The organism is Leucobacter holotrichiae (assembly GCF_055791005.1).
In genome coordinates, this window is sequence record NZ_JBVUAC010000006.1 from 120999 (window position 1) to 139020 (window position 18022).

18 protein-coding genes are annotated in these 18022 nt (G+C 68.8%); 8 read left to right on the forward strand and 10 right to left on the reverse strand.

All coding sequences use genetic code 11. The annotated features are described in order from the left end of the window. Positions 1–7: 7 nt before the first annotated feature. The 5 genes from AC0KXF_RS09505 to AC0KXF_RS09525 all read right to left on the reverse strand — a co-directional run bounded on the left by AC0KXF_RS09505 (position 8) and on the right by AC0KXF_RS09525 (position 5289). Positions 8–1066 carry a CPBP family intramembrane glutamic endopeptidase gene (locus AC0KXF_RS09505; RefSeq protein WP_473108947.1) on the reverse strand — a complete coding sequence of 353 codons (1059 nt, stop codon included), beginning with the start codon at positions 1064–1066 and terminating at the stop codon, positions 8–10. After that, on the reverse strand, positions 1063–2196 hold the full coding sequence (locus AC0KXF_RS09510; RefSeq protein WP_473108948.1) for a DUF1648 domain-containing protein: 1134 nt from the start codon (positions 2194–2196) through the stop codon (positions 1063–1065). Before AC0KXF_RS09510 ends, AC0KXF_RS09505 begins: the two co-directional genes overlap by 4 nt. Further along, positions 2193–2588, reverse strand: a complete 396-nt coding sequence (locus AC0KXF_RS09515; RefSeq protein ID WP_473108949.1) for a GntR family transcriptional regulator — start codon at positions 2586–2588, stop codon at positions 2193–2195. Before AC0KXF_RS09515 ends, AC0KXF_RS09510 begins: the two co-directional genes overlap by 4 nt. A gap of 150 nt (positions 2589–2738) precedes the next feature. Then, positions 2739–3902 (reverse strand): acyl-CoA dehydrogenase family protein, encoded by a 1164-nt coding sequence (locus AC0KXF_RS09520; protein WP_473108950.1) that lies wholly within the window; start codon positions 3900–3902, stop codon positions 2739–2741. 124 nt (positions 3903–4026) lie between these two features. Beyond that, positions 4027–5289: a CaiB/BaiF CoA transferase family protein gene (locus tag AC0KXF_RS09525; RefSeq protein WP_473108951.1), complete on the reverse strand. Its 1263-nt coding sequence runs from the start codon at positions 5287–5289 to the stop codon at positions 4027–4029. 83 nt (positions 5290–5372) lie between these two features. On the opposite strand from AC0KXF_RS09525, the gene AC0KXF_RS09530 reads away from it, so the two are divergent. After that, positions 5373–6929, forward strand: coding sequence for a PucR family transcriptional regulator (locus AC0KXF_RS09530; protein WP_473108952.1), 1557 nt, complete (start codon positions 5373–5375; stop codon positions 6927–6929). A gap of 8 nt (positions 6930–6937) precedes the next feature. On the opposite strand, the gene AC0KXF_RS09535 is transcribed toward AC0KXF_RS09530, so the two are convergent. The 4 genes from AC0KXF_RS09535 to AC0KXF_RS09550 all read right to left on the reverse strand — a co-directional run bounded on the left by AC0KXF_RS09535 (position 6938) and on the right by AC0KXF_RS09550 (position 11098). Continuing rightward, entirely contained in the window at positions 6938–7126 is a 189-nt protein-coding gene (locus tag AC0KXF_RS09535) for a hypothetical protein (RefSeq protein ID WP_473108953.1), read from the reverse strand. Positions 7127–7197: 71 nt separating this feature from the next. Then, the gene (locus tag AC0KXF_RS09540; protein WP_473108954.1) at positions 7198–7818 is read right to left on the reverse strand and encodes a hypothetical protein; all 621 of its coding nucleotides are present in this window, start codon (positions 7816–7818) and stop codon (positions 7198–7200) included. A gap of 27 nt (positions 7819–7845) precedes the next feature. Continuing rightward, on the reverse strand, positions 7846–8358 hold the full coding sequence (locus AC0KXF_RS09545) for an amino-acid N-acetyltransferase (RefSeq protein ID WP_473108955.1): 513 nt from the start codon (positions 8356–8358) through the stop codon (positions 7846–7848). Positions 8359–8572: 214 nt separating this feature from the next. Next, positions 8573–11098 carry an ATP-dependent Clp protease ATP-binding subunit gene (locus AC0KXF_RS09550; RefSeq protein WP_473108956.1) on the reverse strand — a complete coding sequence of 842 codons (2526 nt, stop codon included), beginning with the start codon at positions 11096–11098 and terminating at the stop codon, positions 8573–8575. A gap of 179 nt (positions 11099–11277) precedes the next feature. Here AC0KXF_RS09550 and AC0KXF_RS09555 point away from each other — a divergent pair, with 179 nt between their 5' ends. Further along, complete coding sequence (locus AC0KXF_RS09555) at positions 11278–11970, forward strand: hypothetical protein (protein WP_473108957.1); 693 nt, start codon at positions 11278–11280, stop codon at positions 11968–11970. Then, positions 11967–12209: a helix-turn-helix domain-containing protein gene (locus AC0KXF_RS09560; RefSeq protein WP_473108958.1), complete on the forward strand. Its 243-nt coding sequence runs from the start codon at positions 11967–11969 to the stop codon at positions 12207–12209. Before AC0KXF_RS09555 ends, AC0KXF_RS09560 begins: the two co-directional genes overlap by 4 nt. A 50-nt stretch (positions 12210–12259) precedes the next feature. On the opposite strand, the gene AC0KXF_RS09565 is transcribed toward AC0KXF_RS09560, so the two are convergent. Beyond that, positions 12260–13276 (reverse strand): IclR family transcriptional regulator, encoded by a 1017-nt coding sequence (locus AC0KXF_RS09565; RefSeq protein WP_473109051.1) that lies wholly within the window; start codon positions 13274–13276, stop codon positions 12260–12262. On the opposite strand from AC0KXF_RS09565, the gene AC0KXF_RS09570 reads away from it, so the two are divergent. From AC0KXF_RS09570 to AC0KXF_RS09590, 5 genes are read left to right on the forward strand one after another with little or no spacing between them, the layout of a single operon-like run. Beyond that, positions 13170–14537, forward strand: a complete 1368-nt coding sequence (locus tag AC0KXF_RS09570) for a purine-cytosine permease family protein (RefSeq protein WP_473109055.1) — start codon at positions 13170–13172, stop codon at positions 14535–14537. The two genes, AC0KXF_RS09565 and AC0KXF_RS09570, sit on opposite strands and share 107 nt — an antisense overlap. Then, entirely contained in the window at positions 14534–15151 is a 618-nt protein-coding gene (locus AC0KXF_RS09575) for a cysteine hydrolase family protein (protein ID WP_473108959.1), read from the forward strand. The genes AC0KXF_RS09570 and AC0KXF_RS09575 overlap by 4 nt, the downstream gene beginning before the upstream one ends. Before the next feature lie 36 nt (positions 15152–15187). Further along, complete coding sequence (locus AC0KXF_RS09580) at positions 15188–15793, forward strand: amino acid synthesis family protein (protein WP_473108960.1); 606 nt, start codon at positions 15188–15190, stop codon at positions 15791–15793. Then, positions 15790–17019 carry a hypothetical protein gene (locus tag AC0KXF_RS09585; protein WP_473108961.1) on the forward strand — a complete coding sequence of 410 codons (1230 nt, stop codon included), beginning with the start codon at positions 15790–15792 and terminating at the stop codon, positions 17017–17019. The genes AC0KXF_RS09580 and AC0KXF_RS09585 overlap by 4 nt, the downstream gene beginning before the upstream one ends. A gap of 47 nt (positions 17020–17066) precedes the next feature. Beyond that, complete coding sequence (locus tag AC0KXF_RS09590) at positions 17067–17930, forward strand: MurR/RpiR family transcriptional regulator (RefSeq protein WP_473108962.1); 864 nt, start codon at positions 17067–17069, stop codon at positions 17928–17930. The last annotated feature ends 92 nt before the right edge of the window (positions 17931–18022 follow it).

Sequence of the window (18022 nt, forward strand, 5' to 3'; positions counted from 1 at the left end):
CGAGTAGCTATCGTCGCGGGGCGAGCTCCGGCTCACGCTTCAGCTGGCCGGAGAGGGCGAGCACCGCGATGATGACGGCGAACACGATCCACCCAGCGACACCCGCGACGCTCGCGAGAGCCATGTTCAGCGTCTCGACCTCCCCCGAAGCGATGAACCACAGGATCATGCCGCCCGTGCCGTTGAAGGCGCCGTGCCCGATGGCGGCGGGCCACACCGACCCCGAGCGCAAGCGCAGCCACCCGAACACCACACCCCAGATCATGCAGTTGACGGTCATGAGGGCGACGCCGCGCCAGTCGAACAGTCCGTAGTTGTGACCGAGCAGGGTCAGCGGAGCGTGCCACACGCCCCAGATCGCGCCGCTCACGAGCAGCGCCGGCCAGATCCCGAGCGGCCGCAGCGCAGGCAGCAGCCAGCCGCGCCAGCCGAGCTCCTCGCCGAAACCGAGGATGGAGTTCGGGATCACGGCGAGGATCGGGAACAGGGCGAGTTGGATCGCGATGAGCACGCCGGGCGGCAGCAGCACGCCCGGGTCGACGCCGGCCGGCAGCGCGGCCTCCTGCGCCTCGACGAACCCCGAGAAGTGCAGGAGGTCGAGGCGCACCCAGCCGAACAGCGCGGCGACGGCGATGGAGAGCCCGGTGACGAGCAGCGGCGCGAAGAGGGCGAGCACCGTCATCCAGACGACCCGCTTCGCGGGGCGCAGCGGCCACATGCCGAGGAAGCGCAGACGCTCGCGCCGCGGCGTGCGGGTGACGAACATCGTCACCACCGCGGCGATCGCGGGGGTGAGCATCACGCCCCAGGGGGTGAGGGAGGCGACGAGCTGCGCCGCCGCGCTCTCCCGGTCGATGAGCCAGAGCGGCAGCGCGGCGATCCATGCGAGACCCATGGCGAGCACGACGAAGAGCGCCACGGCGCCCCACGGCACGCGGTCGAGCCTGTCGGCGCGGCCGACGGGTGCCGCGGGAGCGATCGGTGCCGCGGGATCGGCGACAGCCTCGTCGGGGCCACCCGGAACGGCGGGTCCAGCCGTGCCACCGGGGTTCTGCAGATCGCTCATACGTTCTCTCCCTCATCTCCGTGAGACCGTGCAGGTCCCTCTGCAGCCCCCGCCCGGGTCACCGCCGCCAGTACGGCGGCCCCGCTCTCGGCATCATCGACCGTCACCCCGAAGATCCGACCGCTGCGTCGCGTGACGACGATGCCCTCGCCGCGACGCATCACGACTCCGGTGCGGTCGGGCATGATCCGCCATCCCCACCCGCCATACTCGGCGAACGGCTCGATCTGCGCCACCGTCACGCTCCGCACGTCATCGGCGGCCACCCGGAACACGGGCCAGCCCAGCACCGAGCGCACCTCGAGGCCGGCTGAGTCGATGCGCACGCGGAACCGCAGGCAGGTCGCAAGCGCGACCAGCACGAGCAGTGTGCACGCGAGGGTGATCCACCCGGCCACCGAATCGACGGTGAAGGTCCACGCGGTGAGCGCCGCGAGCGGCACCAGCGTGGCGACCGTCACCCAGCCGAGCGGGTTCCTGCGGCCCAGCCCCACCTCTCGGATCCAGACGGCGCGCTCGGTCTCGCCGAGCTCGAGCGCGGGCTGCGGCTCGCCGGAAGGCGCATCGATCCGCAGCTTCGGCTGCGCGAAGAACGCCAGCACCGCGACCGCGACGCCCGCGACGAAGCTGCCGATCAGCACGCCCAGGATCGGCCCCGTCTCGCGGGCGTCGGCCGCGTCGAGCTGCGAAGCGCTCGTGCCGACGGCCATCACCTGGTTGAGCGTCACCGTGCCCAGTACTATCGCGGGAAGCAGCCGGTTCATCGACGACCACCGCGGAGCGGCTTCCTGCTTCATCCTCGCCTGCAGCGACTGCAGCCCCTGCATGAAGTACAGAGCGGTCAGGACCAGGCTCACCGCGGTGAGCATCACGAGATTCACCCAGGGCGAGTCGAAGCCGTCGGGCTCCCCCGCCCCGTTCCAGTGGATGGCGGCGGGATCGGGCATCCGCGGCAACCACACCAGCATGATGATCGCGCCCACGACGGTGAGGAACAGCGGCAGGATCAGACCGATGAACCGCGCCAGGCGCTTCGCCCGCCGCAGCGCTCGCGCCTGCTGGGCAGAGAGCGCTCCGTCCGATCCCGAATCCTGGTGCGCGGCTCCGACGGCGCGCAGGTGCCGGTTCACGCTGCTGCCCCGTCAGACACGATCTCGAGCGGCGGGGGCGGGTCGGTCGGTGTCTCGGCGACCACCGCCGCGAGCAGAGCGGGGCGGATCCCCAACTCGGCAGCGCGCTCGACGAGCGCCCGCACCTCGTCGCGCAGCTCGGCGAGCCCGGCCGCAGCGGGTGTCACCACCGCGCCCCGGCGCCGCTTGAGGTCGATCAGCCCCTCGTCGCGCAGCTGCTGATAGGCGCGCAGCACCGTGTGCACGTTGATCCCGAGCCCGGTCGCGACCTCCCTCGCCGGAGGCAGGGACGCGCCGGGCCCGATCCTCCCGCTCGCCACGTCCGACCTCACCGAGTCGGCTATCTGCGCGTAGATGGGCCGCTCGCTGGCCTCGTCGATCCGGATCAGCATACCGATAACTCTACCCGAAGTAGAACTATTCGCGCGACACCCGTCGCCTCTCCTGCCCTCCTTGAAATGCGGAGTCCCGAATTGCCGCTTCGCCGGGGACGGAAGCGGCAATTCGGGACTCCGCGTTCACCTCGTCGGGCGAGGCGCCCCTCAGAAAGCGGCGATGCCGGTCAGCTCGCGGCCGATCACCAGCTGGTGCACCTCGTCGGTGCCCTCGTAGGTGCGCACCGACTCGAGGTTGGCCATGTGGCGCATGACGGGGAAGTCGCTGGTGATGCCGTCGCCGCCGAGGATCGCGCGCGCGGTGCCCGCGATCTTGATGGCCTCGCGAACGTTGTTGAGCTTGCCCACCGAGATCTGACCGTACGACAGGTTGCCCGCATCCTTCAGCCGGCCGAGGTGCAGCGCGAGCAGCAGCCCCTTCTCGTACTCGACGAACATGTCGGCCAGCTTCGCCTGGATGATCTGCTTGCCGCCGATCGGCGAGCCGAACACCTCGCGCTCCTGCGAGCGAGACACGGCCGCCTCGAGGCACGAGCGCGCGGCGCCCATTACACCCCAGACGATGCCGTAGCGGGCCTCATTGAGGCACTTGAACGGCGACGACAGGCCCTTCGAGCCGGGCAGGATCGCGTCCGCGGGCAGGCGCACGTCGGTCAGCTCGATCTCGGTCTGCAGCGAGGCCCGCATCGACAGCTTGTTCTCGATCGCGGTGGCCTTGAAGCCGGGGGTATCGGTCGGCACGACGAAGCCGCGCACGATCCCCTCCTCGTCCTTCGCCCAGATCACGCCGACCTGCGCGATGGTCGCGAGGCCGATCCAGCGCTTCTTACCGTTGAGCACCCATTCGTCGCCCTCGCGGCGGGCGGTCGTGATCATGGTGTTGGGGTCGGATCCGCCCTGCGGCTCGGTGAGCCCGAAGAAGCCGATCGCCTCGCCGCGTCCCATGGCGGGCAGCCACTGCTGCTTCTGCTCCTCCGAGCCGAACTTGTAGATCGCGCCCATGGCGAGCGAGCCCTGCACCGAGAGTGCGGTGCGGAAGCCGGAGTCGACCGCCTCGAACTCCATCGCGACGAGACCGTAGGCCACCGACGAGGCGCCCTTGAGGCCGTAGCCGTTCATGTACATGCCGAAGGCGCCGAACTCGCCCACCTCGGGCAGCAACTCGGTAGGCAGGCGGCGGTCCTCGAAGGCCTGATCGATGATCGGCCGGATCCTGGTCTGCGCGAACTCGCGGGCGCGCAGCTGCCAGTCGCGCTCCTCCTCGGTGACGAAGTCGGAGACGTCGAACAGTTGGTCGATGGTGGTGGTCATGGTGCGTCCTTTCGAGGAGACGTCCTGCGTGAGCAAGGCGGATCGCGGGGTATTCGGTGAACTGGCTTCTGCGCCTCGCTGCGTTCGCGCAGAATGACGGACTCGGGATCGGGCCGGATCGCCGCTAGCGCGGCAGCCAGGCGGCGTGCTGGTGCTCGCCCACGCCGGGCGGCGGAGCCTCGTAGCGGGCGGGCGTCTCCGAGAGACTGATGGGTGTGGCGACGGATCGCAGCACGTGCCGGGCGCCGTCGGGGCCTGTGGCGGGGGTCTCGGCTACCGGGTCGAGCCCGAGCGACTCCGCGAGCTCGAACGCCTGGGCGATGCTGTTCACACGCCCGGCGGGGATGTTCGCCGCGGTGAAGGCGTCGATCCACTCGGCGGCGGGTCGTGTTCGCAGCGGGCCCTCGAGCGCGGCGCGCAACTCGGTGCGATGCGCCACGCGGTCGGGGTTGCTCGCGAAGCGGGGATCCGCACCGAGCTCCGGTACGCCGAGCACTTCGCAGAGGCGCTTGAACTGACCGTCGGTGCCGACCGCGAGAGCGATGGCCTGGTCAGAGGCCTCCAGCGTCTCGTACGGCGAGATCGAGGGGTGGGCGTTGCCCATGCGCCCGGGCGACACCCCGGTCTCGAGCGTTGAGGATGCCTGATTGGCGAGCGCAGACAGCAGTGACCCGAGCAGCGTCACCTTGACGTGCTGGCCGCTGCCGCTCCCGGGACGGCCCGACCCGCCGTCACGCGCGCGCAGTGCCGCCTGGATGCCGATGACCGAGTTGAGGCCGGTGAGGATGTCGACGAGGGCGACGCCCACCTTCGTAGGCTCTCCGCCGGCATCGTCGCTCTGGCCGGTGATGCTCATGAGGCCACCGACGGCCTGCACCAGCAGATCGTACCCGGGCAGATCCCGCCCCGCGGTGTCGCCGAAGCCCGAGATCGAGCAGTAGATCACACCGGGGTTGTCGGCGGCGATCGCCTCGTAGCCGAGCCCGAACTTCTCCATGGTGCCCGGCTTGAAGTTCTCGATGACCACGTCGGCGGTTCGTGCGAGTTCGGCGGCGCGGGCGAGCCCCTCGGGGTCGCGCAGGTCACACACGACCGAGCGCTTGCCTCGGTTGACGCCGGCGAAGTAGGTGCTCTGCCCGATGGCGTTGACCGGCGGACGCCACTCGCGGGTGCCGTCGCCCTCGGGGCTCTCGATCTTGATGACGTCGGCGCCGAGATCGGCGAGGATCATCGTGGCGTGCGGGCCGGCGAGCACGCGGGAGAAGTCGGCGACGCGGATCCCGGAGAGCGCGCCCAGAGGGGACGAGGATCCGGCCCTCTCCTGCCCCTCATTGCCGCTCAAGGCGGTCTCGCTGCGATTCGGCTCCGTGCGCGCGTCGTAATTCACACCTTCAGTCTATGGATGCGCTGGCGACACTCGAATGCAACCTTGCATAGGCAGCAACCCTTCTCTTGTGCAAGAATCGCCCCATGGCTCAGCTCTCAGACCTGCTCGCTCTCCCGGATCTCGGGCTGCGCCTCATCCAGGCGGGCGTCGGCGACCCCGAGATCAGCTGGAGCTCGATCACCGAGCTGCTCGACCTCAGCAGCTACCTCGACGGCGGCGAGATCATCATGACTACCGGGCTCGCCCTCGGCCCCGACGATGCACGATGGAGAGACTTCGTGGCGAGCCTGAGCCGAGCCCGCGTCGCGGCGATCGGCTTCGGCATCGGCGTCAACCACGACCGTGTGCCGCAACCGCTCATCGCCGCGGCGAGCGCCTACCGCGTCGCACTCTTCGAGATCCCGCTGCCCGTGCCGTTCATCGCGGTGAGCAAGGCCATCGCTGCGCTCATCCGCGCCGACGAGCTGCGTGCCGCGCGCGGGGCGCTCCAGGCGCAGCAGCGGCTGCTCGACGGGGCGAGAGGCGGGCAGGATCCGGCGGAGGTGCTCGCCAGCGTGGCCCAGGCGACGGGACGCCACCTCGCGCTCGTCGCCTCGGACGGCGCGGTGCTCGCCGGCACCGCGGGCTTCGCGGCAGCGCACGAGGCGGGCGGCGCCGAGCGCATCGCCCTGGACCAGGAGTCCGCACTGCACCTCGCCGTCGCCGGCGACGCACCGCTCAGCCCCGAGGGGCACGCCGTGATCACTGCCGGGTCGATGGTGCTCGCCCTGAGCCTGCGCGGCGACCGCGCCGAGGAGACGCGCGAGCGGGAGCGCTGGGAGCGACTCACGGCGGCGCTGCTCGCCGGGCGGGGCTCACCCGAGGCCGTGGCGATCCTCGCCCCCTCGCTCGAGCTGCCCCGGCGAGTTCGCGCGATCGCGGTGCAGGGCCGCGCCGAGGACGTGGCCGCGTGGCGCAGGCACAGGCGCAGCGGCCTCGACCGGCTCATCGCGCCCGCCGCGGAACGCGCCGCCGCGCCGGGCCTCGCTCTCGCGTGGCAGCTGTGCACCGATTCCGAGGGCGCGCTCGAGCAATCCCTCGAGGTGGCCGCGGCCTACGACCTCGACTCGGTCGTGGGCCGCCCCGCGGAGATCGGGGAGATCCCGCTCAGTCGGCGATCCGCAGAGGCCCGCCTGCGCTCGCTCTCCACGACCGCGCCGCTCTACGCGGCACCGCGCGTGCCTCAGGCCGTGTGGGCGGATCGCGACACCCCGCTGATCGAGGCCCTGCTGTCGCTGGGGGCGGCGGACCCCGCACTGCCCGCCGCACCGTACGCGGGCTCCGGCGAGAACGCTCGGTCCGAGGCCGCTCGCCGCGCCCGTCGGATGCTCAGCGCGAGCGTGCTCGGGCCGCTCTCGCTGCACTCGGAGGCCCTCGGCGACCCCGACCGCGCCCTGCTGCGAGACACCCTGCACGCGGTCTTCGAGGCCGACGGGCAGCGGGGACCGGCTGCCGCGGCGCTCGGCATCCACCGCAACACACTGCGCGATCGGGTGGCGCGCATCGAAAGGCTCACCGGTCGCTCCCTCGCGGAGGCCGACGACCGTGCGGAACTCTGGATCGCGCTCCGACTGGAGGGGCTCGAGGCGCTCAGCGGCTGAATCCCGCGCTAGACGCTCGGTTCGACCGCCGGGCCGCCGGCCCTCGATTCGCCGTGCGGTTCGTGCAAAGCGTGCAGCGCACCCTGGATATCGCCGTGCAGCAGGTCATCGATGAGCTCGTCGACCGCGACGGCTTCGTCGGTTCCCTGCACGATCTCCACACGAATGCCCGACTCTGATGCCTTTTTCTTGTCCATGCCTCACTGTACCTCCGATTCGGGGAGTCCGGGAACTCCTTTCACGGAATCGTGAGAAGCGCGGGCAGTGCTCAGTACAGCAGGAATTGCGCCGTGCCCGAACCGTCGACGCCCGCAGCGGTGACGCGCAGGTGGTACGAGGCTCCCCCGGCGGCCACGGGATCGCGGGTGATGTCGCAGGTCTCCGGGCTGGATCGGGTGCGATCCCATTCAAGGGCCTCGGTCTCGAGCGGCTTACCGGGGTCGAGGATCACCGCTCGGTGGTCACCATCCTCCTGGCAGTCGACCGAGCGCCAGACCTGGTCGTCGCCGCTCGACACGGCGAACTCCATCGTCGCAGTGCCGAGGTCGGCCGAGCAGGCCTCCTGGCCCGTGTTCTCAACGGTGAGCGAGAGCTGAGGTAGCTCTCCCTCGGCGTAGTCGCCCTTATCCGTCATCGGAGTGACCTGCAGCTGCCCCGGATTGCAGGCGGCCGGCTCCCCGTCGGCGCCGGCCGAATCGGCCTCTTCCTCGGCCAGATCGCTCGGCACCTCGACCTCGCGAGCATTCTGAATATCGCTGTTCGAGCCCGGCTTCACGAACACGAGCACCACGACGGCGACCACCGCGAGCAGAGCGGCGAGCACGAGGATCCGGCGGCGGATGTAGACCTTCCGGTCCTTCGGCCCCACAGGATCACGCAGCGTCGACATAGCGACAGCGTAGCCTCGAACGCGCCGCTACAGCCGCTTCAGCATGCGCGTGTTGCCGAGCGTGTTCGGCTTCACTCGGGCGAGATCGAGAAACTCGGCCACGCCCTCGTCGTTCGAGCGCAGCAGCTCGGCGTAGACGTCGGCCGCGACCAGCTCGGCGTTCTCGCTCACTTCTTCGAACCCGTGACGCCCGAAGAAGTCGGTCTCGAAGGTCAGGCAGAACAGCTGCGCCAGCCCCAGGTCGCGCGCGCGCAACTCGAGTGCCTCAAGCAGACGGTGGCCGACCCCGCGCCCCAGCCAGTCCTGGGAGACGCCGAGCGTGCGCACCTCGCCCAGCCGCTCCCACATGACGTGCACCGCCCCGTAGCCGACCACCCGATCCTCGGCGTCGGTCGCTACCAGGAACTCCGGAACCGCGGCGTACAGATCGACCAGATCCTTTCCCAGCAGGATTCGTCGCGCGACGAGCGGCTCCATCAGCTCGGCCATGCGGGGCACATCGTCAGTGCGTGCGCTGCGGATGAGGATCTCTGCGGTCATCCCTCCAGCTTAGTGCGGGCCCGGCCGGGCAACCGCGACACCGCAGTTCGCACCGGGGATCGCGTCACATTCGGGTGTTCTCGCCGAATGGACCCGCCTGAAACGCGATCTCCTGCCTGAGCGAAGGGCCTTTCGACCGCTCGGAGCCGAGGACAGGAACGAAGAAGGGGCCCGCTGCCGAAGCAGCGAGCCCCTTCCCATCCGGGTCGTGACGTTACTCGGCGGTGCCGGGCGTCGCGGCCGTGGAGGCGACGGCCGCGGCCGCCGAGGCCGAGGTGTCTCCGTGCGCCTTATCGGAGTTGCGGTCGGTCTCGAACGTGAACTCGCCGTTCTCGAAGCCGACCTTCACGAGGTCGCCCGCCAGCAGTTCGGCGCCGAGAATGCGCTCGGAGAGGCGATCCTCGATCTCCCGCTGCATCGCGCGGCGCAGCGGCCGCGCGCCCAGTGCGGGATCGTAGCCGAGCTCGGCCAGACGCTCGCGCGCCGCCTGCGAGACCTCGATGTGCATATCGCGGTCGAGCAGGCGATCCTTCAGCTGCTTCACGAACAGGTCGACGATCTGCAGCAGCTCGGGCTTGGTGAGCTGGGGGAACACGATGGTGTCGTCGACGCGGTTCAAGAACTCGGGCTTGAAGTGCTTCTTCAGCTCCTCGTTGACCTTGCCCTTCATCGACTCGTAGCCCACCGAGCTGTCGCCCTCGATCTGGAAGCCCACCGGGCCGCCCGCGATCGCGCTCGACCCCAGGTTGGTCGTCATGATGATGACCGTGTTCTTGAAGTCGATCACGCGGCCCTGGCCGTCGGTGAGGCGCCCCTCCTCGAGGATCTGCAGCAGCGAGTTGAAGATATCGGGGTGTGCCTTCTCGATCTCGTCGAAGAGCACCACCGAGAACGGCTTGCGGCGCACCTTCTCGGTGAGCTGACCGCCCTCCTCGAAGCCCACGAATCCGGGGGGTGCACCGAACAGGCGGGAGACGGTGTGCTTCTCGCCGTACTCGGACATGTCGAGCGAGATCAGTGCGTCCTCGTCGTCGAACAGGAACTCCGCGAGGGCCTTCGCGAGCTCGGTCTTGCCGACGCCGGTGGGGCCGGCGAAGATGAACGAGCCCGAGGGGCGCTTCGGGTCCTTGAGGCCGGCGCGCTGACGACGGATCGTCTTGGCAAGCGCCGCGATGGCCTCGTTCTGGCCGATGACACGCTGGTGGAGGGCCTCCTCCATGAAGCGCAGACGCGAGGTCTCCTCCTCGGTGAGCTTGAACACCGGGATGCCGGTGGCCTGCGCGAGCACCTCGGCGATCAGACCCTCGTCGACCTCCGCCTGGGTGGCGACATCGCCCGAGCGCCACTGCTTCTCGAGCCGCAACCGCTCGGCGATGAGCTTCTTCTCCTCATCGCGCTTGTTCGCGGCGGCCTCGAAGTCCTGCGCCTCGATCGCCTGCTCCTTGTCGGCGCGCACGACCGCGATCTTCTCGTCGAACTCGCGCAGCTCGGGCGGGCTCGACAGGATCGAGAGGCGCAACCGAGCACCGGCCTCGTCGATCAGGTCGATCGCCTTGTCGGGCAGGTAGCGATCCTGCACGTAGCGGTCCGCGAGATTCACGGCGGCCACGATCGCGCCGTCAGTGATCGACACCTTGTGGTGCGCCTCGTAGCGGTCGCGCAGGCCCTTCAGGATGTTGATCGAGTGCGGCAGCGAGGGCTCGTTCACCATGATCGACTGGAAGCGGCGCTCAAGCGCAGCGTCCTTCTCGAAGTGCTTGCGGAACTCGTCGAGCGTGGTCGCGCCGATGGTCTGCAGCTCGCCGCGCGCGAGCATCGGCTTGAGGATGTTCGCAGCGTCGATCGCGCCCTCGGCCGCGCCGGCACCTACGAGGGTGTGGATCTCGTCGATGAAGATGATGATGTCGCCGCGGTTGCGGATCTCCTTCGTGACCTTCTTCAGGCGCTCCTCGAAGTCGCCGCGGTAACGGCTGCCGGCGATCATCGAGCCCAGGTCGAGCACGTAGACCTGCTTGTCCTTCAGCGTCTCGGGCACCTCGCCCTTGACGATCGCCTGGGCGAGTCCCTCGACAACGGCCGTCTTGCCGACGCCGGGTTCGCCGATCAGCACCGGGTTGTTCTTCGAGCGGCGCGAGAGGATCTGCATGACCCGCTCGACCTCCTTCTCGCGGCCGATCACCGGATCGAGCTTGCCCTCGCGGGCGGCCTGGGTCAGGTTGCGACCGAACTGGTCGAGCACCTGCGAGCCCTTGGCGTCGCTCTGCTGCTCGGGCGCGCCCACCGTGGCGCTCTCCTTGCCCGCCTGGTAACCGGAGAGCAGCTGGATCACGGTCTGGCGGACGCGGTTGAGGTCGGCTCCCAGCTTCACGAGCACCTGGGCCGCGACGCCCTCGCCCTCGCGGATCAGGCCGAGCAGGATGTGCTCGGTGCCGATGTAGTTGTGGCCGAGCTGCAGCGCCTCGCGCAGGCTGAGCTCGAGCACCTTCTTCGCGCGCGGCGTGAACGGGATGTGCCCCTGCGGGGGCTGCTGCCCCGTGCCGATGATGTCGGTCACCTGCGCGCGCACGGCGTCGAGCGAGATATCGAGCTGCTCCAGCGCCTTGGCCGCGACGCCCTCGCCCTCATGAATGAGGCCGAGCAGGATGTGCTCGGTGCCGATGTAGTTGTGGTTGAGCATCTTCGCCTCTTCCTGGGCGAGCACAACCACCCGGCGGGCGCGATCGGTGAATCTCTCGAACATCAATAACCTCCTTGCGGTTCCCAGAACGGTCGGGGACCGCTGATGCATCCAGGCTACGGGGTGATGCGGGATCGTGGGGGCCTGTTCGATCTGGGCGTAATGGGCGATTGACAGTTTCAGCGGCGCTCGATACATTATCGAAAAGCGATAATATCGATATTCGATAAATAGAGGAAGTCATGGCCACCAGCTTCGACCGCGTCGCGCCGCGCATGGGCAAGGCGGGGCTCCGGATCCTGACCATCATCGCTACGGCGATCGGCCTGGTCACCGCTTTCTACTGCCTGCTCGTCACCTCTTGGACAGTGAGCGGCCCGACGGATGGAGGCGTCTCCTTCGACGTGTCCGTGGTGCTGCCGGAGGAAACCGGAGCGCCCCTCCATCTGATCGAAACCCAGTTCACCACCGATCGGATAACAGTGTCACCCGGTGAGCCGGGGCTGCGCATCCTGCATCCGGTCGTGGCCTCCCGTGTACTCCTCGGTATCGCGACAGCTCTGCCGTTCGCCATCGTGATGGTCGGATGCCTCGGAGTCCTCGTGCTCGCCGCGAGGCTGGCGAAGCAACGTCCGTTCAGCGACCCGCTGCAGTGGACGCTCGGCGGCCTCAGCCTGCTCACCCTGGTCAGCGCAGTGGTGGTGCCGTGGTTTCGCATGCTGGCCGGCGAATTGGCGGTCGCCGAGCTGGGACTACCGACCAGTGGCGATGCGGTCTCGGACGTCGATTCCCAGGCGTGGGTTGTTCCGATGAGCTTCGACTTCCTCCAGGATCTCGATTGGCCGATGTTCCTGATCGGTATCGTGCTCGGCCTGATCACCGCGCTGCTCGGCCGGGCCATCCGCCTGCAGCGCGACACGGAAGGGCTCGTATGAGCCCCGCCGAGCCCGGGGAGGGGCACGCGATCCACTGCCGCCTCGACGAGCTGCTCGCCGAGCGGGGTATGACCCTCACGCAGCTCAGCGAGCGCGTGGGGGTGAGCCTCGTCAATCTTTCGGTGCTGAAGAACGACCGGGCCCGGGCGATCCGGTTCTCCACGCTCACCGCGATCTGCCGAGCGCTCGACTGCGAGGTGGGTGAACTGCTCACAGTCGCCGACTCCGACGCGCGCTGACTGACCGCTGATCGGTCAGTCCGGCGAGTCGCTCTGCTCATCGATCGGGATCAGAGAACGCGCGAGCGGGTCAGCAACGTCAGCAGCTTGTCCTGCTCGAACCGGACCGTCGGCGCTGCCAAGGACAGGGCGGCGAGCCCGACACCGGGAAGCTTCACGGGCACCGCGATCGTCGTCATCCCGATCAAGAACTCGTCCGCGCTCACGGCGAACCCGCGCTGCCGGATCTCGATGACGGAGGCGTCCGCCTGCGGCTCGTCGTCGGAGACCGAGAAGGCGCGCAGCACCCGCCCCGAGGCCGACGACCCAGCGGGCATGCGGCTGCCCGGCGCGAGGTCGGTGAGCAACGAGCTGTCGGTGCTCACGCGGTAGAGCAGGAATATCTCGTCCGGGTTCGCGAGCACCGAGAGGCTGGCGGTCTCGCCGGAGCGTGCGGCGAGCGCGGCGATGCCCGCGGCCACACGAGAGCCGATCCGCTCCTGCTCGAGCGCCGCGGAGCCGAGCCCGATGGTCAGCAGCGAGACCTGATAGCTGCCTCCGCTGTTCTGAACGACGTAACCCGCTTCGATCAGCGTTCTCAGCTGCTGATGCACGGTGCCCTTCGGTTGTCCCGTCAGCTCGCTCAGCGTGCCGAGGGACATCGGAATCATCTGTTCTGAGAGCGTCGTCAGCAGTTGGAGGCACTTGAGCGACGATGACAGCACCCGAGGTCGAGCTTCCCTGTTCGACGGCATGCCACGAGTATTGCAGAGCCTCCCCGAGCGCGGGGCGGACGGGGAGGAGCGACCCGAGGCGTTCGGCATACTCGAACAGGATTCGCAGGATTCGAACGGCGTCCAGAATGCGAAGTCTCCGTCCTCCTCCTGCGCATGTTCCCGCGCTCCCCCTGGCGCGCGGCGAGGAGTCGTGAGAGCTTCGGCCTGGAACCTTCCCCACCGCCCGATCACCAGAGGAGTTCGCATGGCCGACGACGCCCATACCGATATCCATCGCAGCGACAGAGCCGACGACTTCGCCTCCGTCCGTATCCCGCTCACCGAACGGCGGGGCCACTCGTCTATCTTCATGATCCTGTTCGGCATCGTCACGGCATTCTTCTTCCTCGCCACCGGCGGCTCCTATTTCGATTCCTACGGGGCGATCGCCACGTGGAGCGGCCTGGCGATGGGCTTCGTGATCCTGCTGCTCCTCGCGTTCGTCATCTCGAGAGCCGCTTCCCGAGAGGGACTCACGGCCGAGCTCATCACGCGGGCCTGCGGCTTCGGATACGCGGGAACGGTCCTCACCTCGCTCATCTACGCGGTGACCTTCATCTTCTACACGGCCATCGAGGGGCAGATCCTCGCGGACGCCGCCGCCCACCTGATCCCTCTCCCGCCCCTCGTCTGGTACATCATCGCCGGCCTGATGTTCATCCCTCTCCTCTGGAAGGGGACCAGCCAACTCACCTGGCTCATGTGGCTGACTGTTCCGGTCTACGTGATCCTGATCACCATCGCGATCGTCAACGCGCTGCAGCTGAACGGCGGCTTCCCCACGCAGATCTTCACAGCGGAGGCTCCCGGCGGCCTCACGGCGGGCTTCGCGCTCTCGGGCGTGCTCGCCGGTCTGGCCGGCACCATCGGCCTCAACCCGATCGAGGCCGCCGACTACAACCGGTACATCCACCCGCACAAGTTCAAGCGCTCGTTCTGGGTGTCGCTCGTGCTGCCGTACACGCTCATGTTCTTCTTCGCGATGCCGCTCGGCATGTTCTTCGCGGCCGCGACCGGCAGCACCAACCCGGCGGGGACGTTCGCGCTCCTGCTCGGACCGCTGCTCGCCGTCGTGCTGGCGTGGATCTCGCAGATCCGCATCAACCTCACCAACATTCACCTGGGATCGATCGCTCTGACCAGCGTGAGCAACCGGTTCAAACCCTCGCCCCTCGCGCGCAGGATCTGGACCGCGGTCATCTGCATCGCGGCGATCCCGCTCATGGCGATCGACATCGTGCAGTACATCCTGCCGTTCCTCGCGTTCAACGGGGTATTCCTGATGGCCTGGGTGGGCTGCGTCGTGGCAGACCTCGTGCTCGTGCGACGCCTGCTCGGCATCGTGCCGCGGGAGCTCGTCTTCGAACGGAGCCTGATCCGCACCTTCAACCCGGTGGGTCCCATTGCGCTCGTCACCGCCGTGATCGTGGGGTCCGTCCTGCTCTTCACACCCGGGGTCGGAGCGATCAGCAGCTTCGCCGCCTACATCGGGTTCGGCATCGCCGTGATCATGCAGGTGATCCTCGCCAAGGCCACCAAGGGCAAGTACTACGTGAAAGGAACGGACCAGTGACAGAATCACAAGCACTCGACGGGTTCTCGTCGAAGATGGCAGATCGCGTCCCGCCGACGATCGACCGGAAGGCGTTCGCCCTCATCGTCGTCGACATGGTGAACGCCTACCTCGAGCCCGACGGCGAGATGCCGGTCTCCCACCCGGAACCTGTGATCGAGGCCACGCGAAGGCTCGTCGAGGTGTGCCGCAACGCAGGCGGCACCGTCATCTGGGTCCGGCCGGGACACGAGGAGGCCGCGGACGGCCTGTTCCGAATCAGGATCCCGCACGCCCTCGGCGAGAGCCGCGGAGCCCAGATCCACGCCGCCCTCGAGCCGGCCGAGGGCGAGAAGCTCATCAAGAAACGCCGCTACTCGTCGTTCTTCGGTACGGACCTCGACATGTACCTCCGGGAGCATCGCATCCGCTCCACACTCGTGTGCGGCGTGGCATTGAACATCTGCGTGCGCAGCACCGTGCACGACGCCTTCTTCAACGGCTACGACGTCTTCGTCGTCGAAGACGCCTGCCAGGCGACCGGTCCGCGCGAGCACGAGTCGACGCGCTACGACATCGAAACCCATTTCGGCGAGGTGCTGACGGTCGAAGATGTCGCCCGCCAGCTCGTCTGATCCCCCGAACACCAGCACTCAGGAGGCCAACACACCATGACAGAACTGCGATCGATCGTCGTCTCCTCCGGCGAGATCCCCGTCCGCAAGACCATCCACCATCTCGAGAGCGTCCACAGCGACGCCGGCCGGCAGACGGAACGCGCGATTCACCGCGCAGTCGTCGGCGCCGTGCTCGAGAACCCCTACGCAGATCACTACGACGAGGAGCTGCCGCTGCTGCAGGAAGCCGGAGAGGTCTTCGGAGACTGGGCGATGTCGGAGGCGATCCGACTGCTCGATGGAGAGGTGAAAGCGTATGGCAAAGCGGGCGTGGTCGGCGAGCGGGGCGAACTCGAGCACGTCGCCGCCCTGCTGCACCCGCGCTTCGGCGGTCCCACGCGCCGCCTCGTGGGAGGCGTCTCGCTGCTGCCCAGCGTCAAGAAGCGCGGCCACACCGGTTGCACGGTGGACGTGCCGGTCCACCACAAGACCGCTATGAAGATTCGCGATTACTTCGACTCGATCACGGTGTCGATCGCAGACGCACCGCTCAGCCACGAGCTCCTGCTGCTGCTCGCCGTCACCGACGGCCCGCGACCCCACCCCCGCATGGGCGGATTGACGGAGGCCGATGCGATCGGCGAGGACGGTGTGAATTGAGCGGTCGGACGCTGCTGATCGGCTGCGGCAGGATCATCTCCGGCGATGTCGCGCAGCCCTTCGTCGAGGCCGACTCCATCCTGCTCGCGGAGGGCCGCATCGCGGAGTTGGGGACCGGACTGATCGCGGAGCCGGGTGACGCCGTCGTGGAAGTCGGGGGCGCTACCGTCGCCCCCGGTCTCGTCGACGCCCACTCCCACCCGGTGATCGGGGATTTCACGCCGCGTCAGACCGCGCTGGGCTGGACGAGTCGCGCCCTGCACGGAGGGGTGACCTCACTGGTCTCCGCCGGAGAGACGCACTGGCCGGGACGGCGCAAGGACGGCCCCGAGGCCGCCGCGATCTGCGGCGCGGCGCACCTCACCTCCCGCGGGCGCTCACCCGGCAGCGCCCGCGTGTTCGGCGGCGCGCTGCTGCTCGATTCGGGCATCACCGAGCGGCACCTCGACGAACTCCATGCTCTGGGGGTGCGCATGTTGGGCGAGATCGGGCTCGGGTCCGAGAAGGATCCCTTCCGGCTCGCCGAGCTCGTCGCTTACGCGCGACGGCTCGGGTGGGTCGCCCCGCTGCACTTCGGCGGAGCCTCCGTTCCCGGGTCGAGCGTGGTCGGGCTCGATCTCGCTATGGCCCTCGATCCGAATGTGATCAGCCACGCCAACGGGGGGCCCACCGCACGGCCGGTCGAGGAGGTGCTCCACCTGATCGATCATGGCGACGCCGCGATCGAACTGGTCTTCGCCGGGAACACCCGGACGGGGGTGGAGATCGTGCGCCGGCTGTCGGAACGAAACGAGATGCACCGGCTGCAGTTCGGCACCGATACGCCCTCCGGCACGGGAGTCGTACCGATCGGGCTCCTGCGCGTGGTCACCGAGATGGCGGCGCTCGGAGGCGTAGACCCGGCGGTCATGATCTGCGCCGCAACGGGGAGCACGGCGAGCCGGTACGGGCTCGTTCCCCGATCCGGCGCCTCCGCGCTCCCGGAACGGACCGGCTCACCGGACGCGCCCGCCCCGGGCAGTCCGCTCGGTCGAATCGCGGAGGGAGGCATCGCCGACCTCGTGATTCTGGACACTCCGCTCGGCTCTGAGACCCCGGACGCGCTGGAAGCAATGCGGAGCGGGAACGTACCGGCGGTGGCGGCGGTCTTCGTCGACGGCGAGCTCGAGATCTCCCGCAGTTCCGTGACGCCTCCCCCGGCGAACTCCGTGACTAGGAGGCCCTGAGCCGGCTCCTTCACTCAGCCGACACCCGCGTGCACTACCCTGTGCCCATGCCGTCGCACCCCGCACCGCCCGCCGTCGAGATCGGCGAGAGTTCGATCCTCATGCGCATCAGAGCCTACGCCGCGTCGCTCGGACCGAGCGAGGGAGCGGTCGCGAGGGCCGTGCTCGACCGCGCTGCCGAGGTACCGCAGTGGTCCACACAACAGCTCGCAGCTGCTGCCGGCACCTCGGCGGCGACGGTGATCCGCGCGTGTCAGCGGCTCGGATTCACGGGTTTTCAGCATCTGCGGCTCGAATTGGCCCGCGAGGGCGCTCCCACCGACGCCGCCTCGGGCGACGGGGTCGGCCGCGTATTCGAGAATGCCCGCGAGGCCCTGCTGCTCGGGCGGGACGCGATCGACCGGGAGGCGCTCACCACCGCCGCCGCTCTCATCGCCGCGGCGGGGCGAGTGTTCTTCACGGCCAACGGCTTTTCGGCTCCGCCGCTGCAGGACGCCGCCATGCGCTTCGCGACCGTCGGCCGCGCGGTCGAGGCGCCGATCGACATCCTCGCCCAGCAGTTCGCCGCCCACACCCTGGGACCGGGAGACGTCTGCCTGGCACTCAGCCACTCGGGTGCGAATGCCCACACGCTCGCGACCTGCCGCGCGGCGAAGCAGCGCGGTGCGAGCGTGATCGTGCTGTGCAGCTACACCCGCGCCCCCATCCCCGAGCTCGCGGAGGTCGTGGTCTCGACCGGCGCGGTGGGCCCTCAGCACTCGGTGGATCCCTTCTTCGTGCGCCTCAACCACTCCGTGCTGCTGCACGCGCTGCTCGCAGCGGTCGTCGAGCATCTCGACGAGGCAGATGCCACCGCCTCGCAGGCGATGCGCTCGGTCGTCGCCCGCGCCCTCGCCGACGCCGGCGAGTAGGCCGGGGGCCGATCCACCAGCTCCTGCTTCTCGGACTCTTCGCGCGGGATTCCCCCGCCGTTCATCCTCCGGTCACCCGACACCTCGATAGT

Coding starts and splice junctions, on each gene's coding strand:
- AC0KXF_RS09505 (WP_473108947.1), bottom strand. CDS start 1,066: ATGAGCGATCTGCAGAACCCCGGTGGCACGGCTGGACCCGCCGTTCCG.
- AC0KXF_RS09560 (WP_473108958.1), top strand. CDS start 11,967: ATGAGCCCCGCCGAGCCCGGGGAGGGGCACGCGATCCACTGCCGCCTC.
- AC0KXF_RS09540 (WP_473108954.1), bottom strand. CDS start 7,818: ATGTCGACGCTGCGTGATCCTGTGGGGCCGAAGGACCGGAAGGTCTAC.
- AC0KXF_RS09545 (WP_473108955.1), bottom strand. CDS start 8,358: ATGACCGCAGAGATCCTCATCCGCAGCGCACGCACTGACGATGTGCCC.
- AC0KXF_RS09520 (WP_473108950.1), bottom strand. CDS start 3,902: ATGACCACCACCATCGACCAACTGTTCGACGTCTCCGACTTCGTCACC.
- AC0KXF_RS09550 (WP_473108956.1), bottom strand. CDS start 11,098: ATGTTCGAGAGATTCACCGATCGCGCCCGCCGGGTGGTTGTGCTCGCC.
- AC0KXF_RS09515 (WP_473108949.1), bottom strand. CDS start 2,588: ATGCTGATCCGGATCGACGAGGCCAGCGAGCGGCCCATCTACGCGCAG.
- AC0KXF_RS09535 (WP_473108953.1), bottom strand. CDS start 7,126: ATGGACAAGAAAAAGGCATCAGAGTCGGGCATTCGTGTGGAGATCGTG.
- AC0KXF_RS09565 (WP_473109051.1), bottom strand. CDS start 13,276: ATGAAGATAGACGAGTGGCCCCGCCGTTCGGTGAGCGGGATACGGACG.
- AC0KXF_RS09580 (WP_473108960.1), top strand. CDS start 15,188: ATGACAGAACTGCGATCGATCGTCGTCTCCTCCGGCGAGATCCCCGTC.
- AC0KXF_RS09555 (WP_473108957.1), top strand. CDS start 11,278: ATGGCCACCAGCTTCGACCGCGTCGCGCCGCGCATGGGCAAGGCGGGG.
- AC0KXF_RS09570 (WP_473109055.1), top strand. CDS start 13,170: ATGGCCGACGACGCCCATACCGATATCCATCGCAGCGACAGAGCCGAC.
- AC0KXF_RS09530 (WP_473108952.1), top strand. CDS start 5,373: ATGGCTCAGCTCTCAGACCTGCTCGCTCTCCCGGATCTCGGGCTGCGC.
- AC0KXF_RS09590 (WP_473108962.1), top strand. CDS start 17,067: ATGCCGTCGCACCCCGCACCGCCCGCCGTCGAGATCGGCGAGAGTTCG.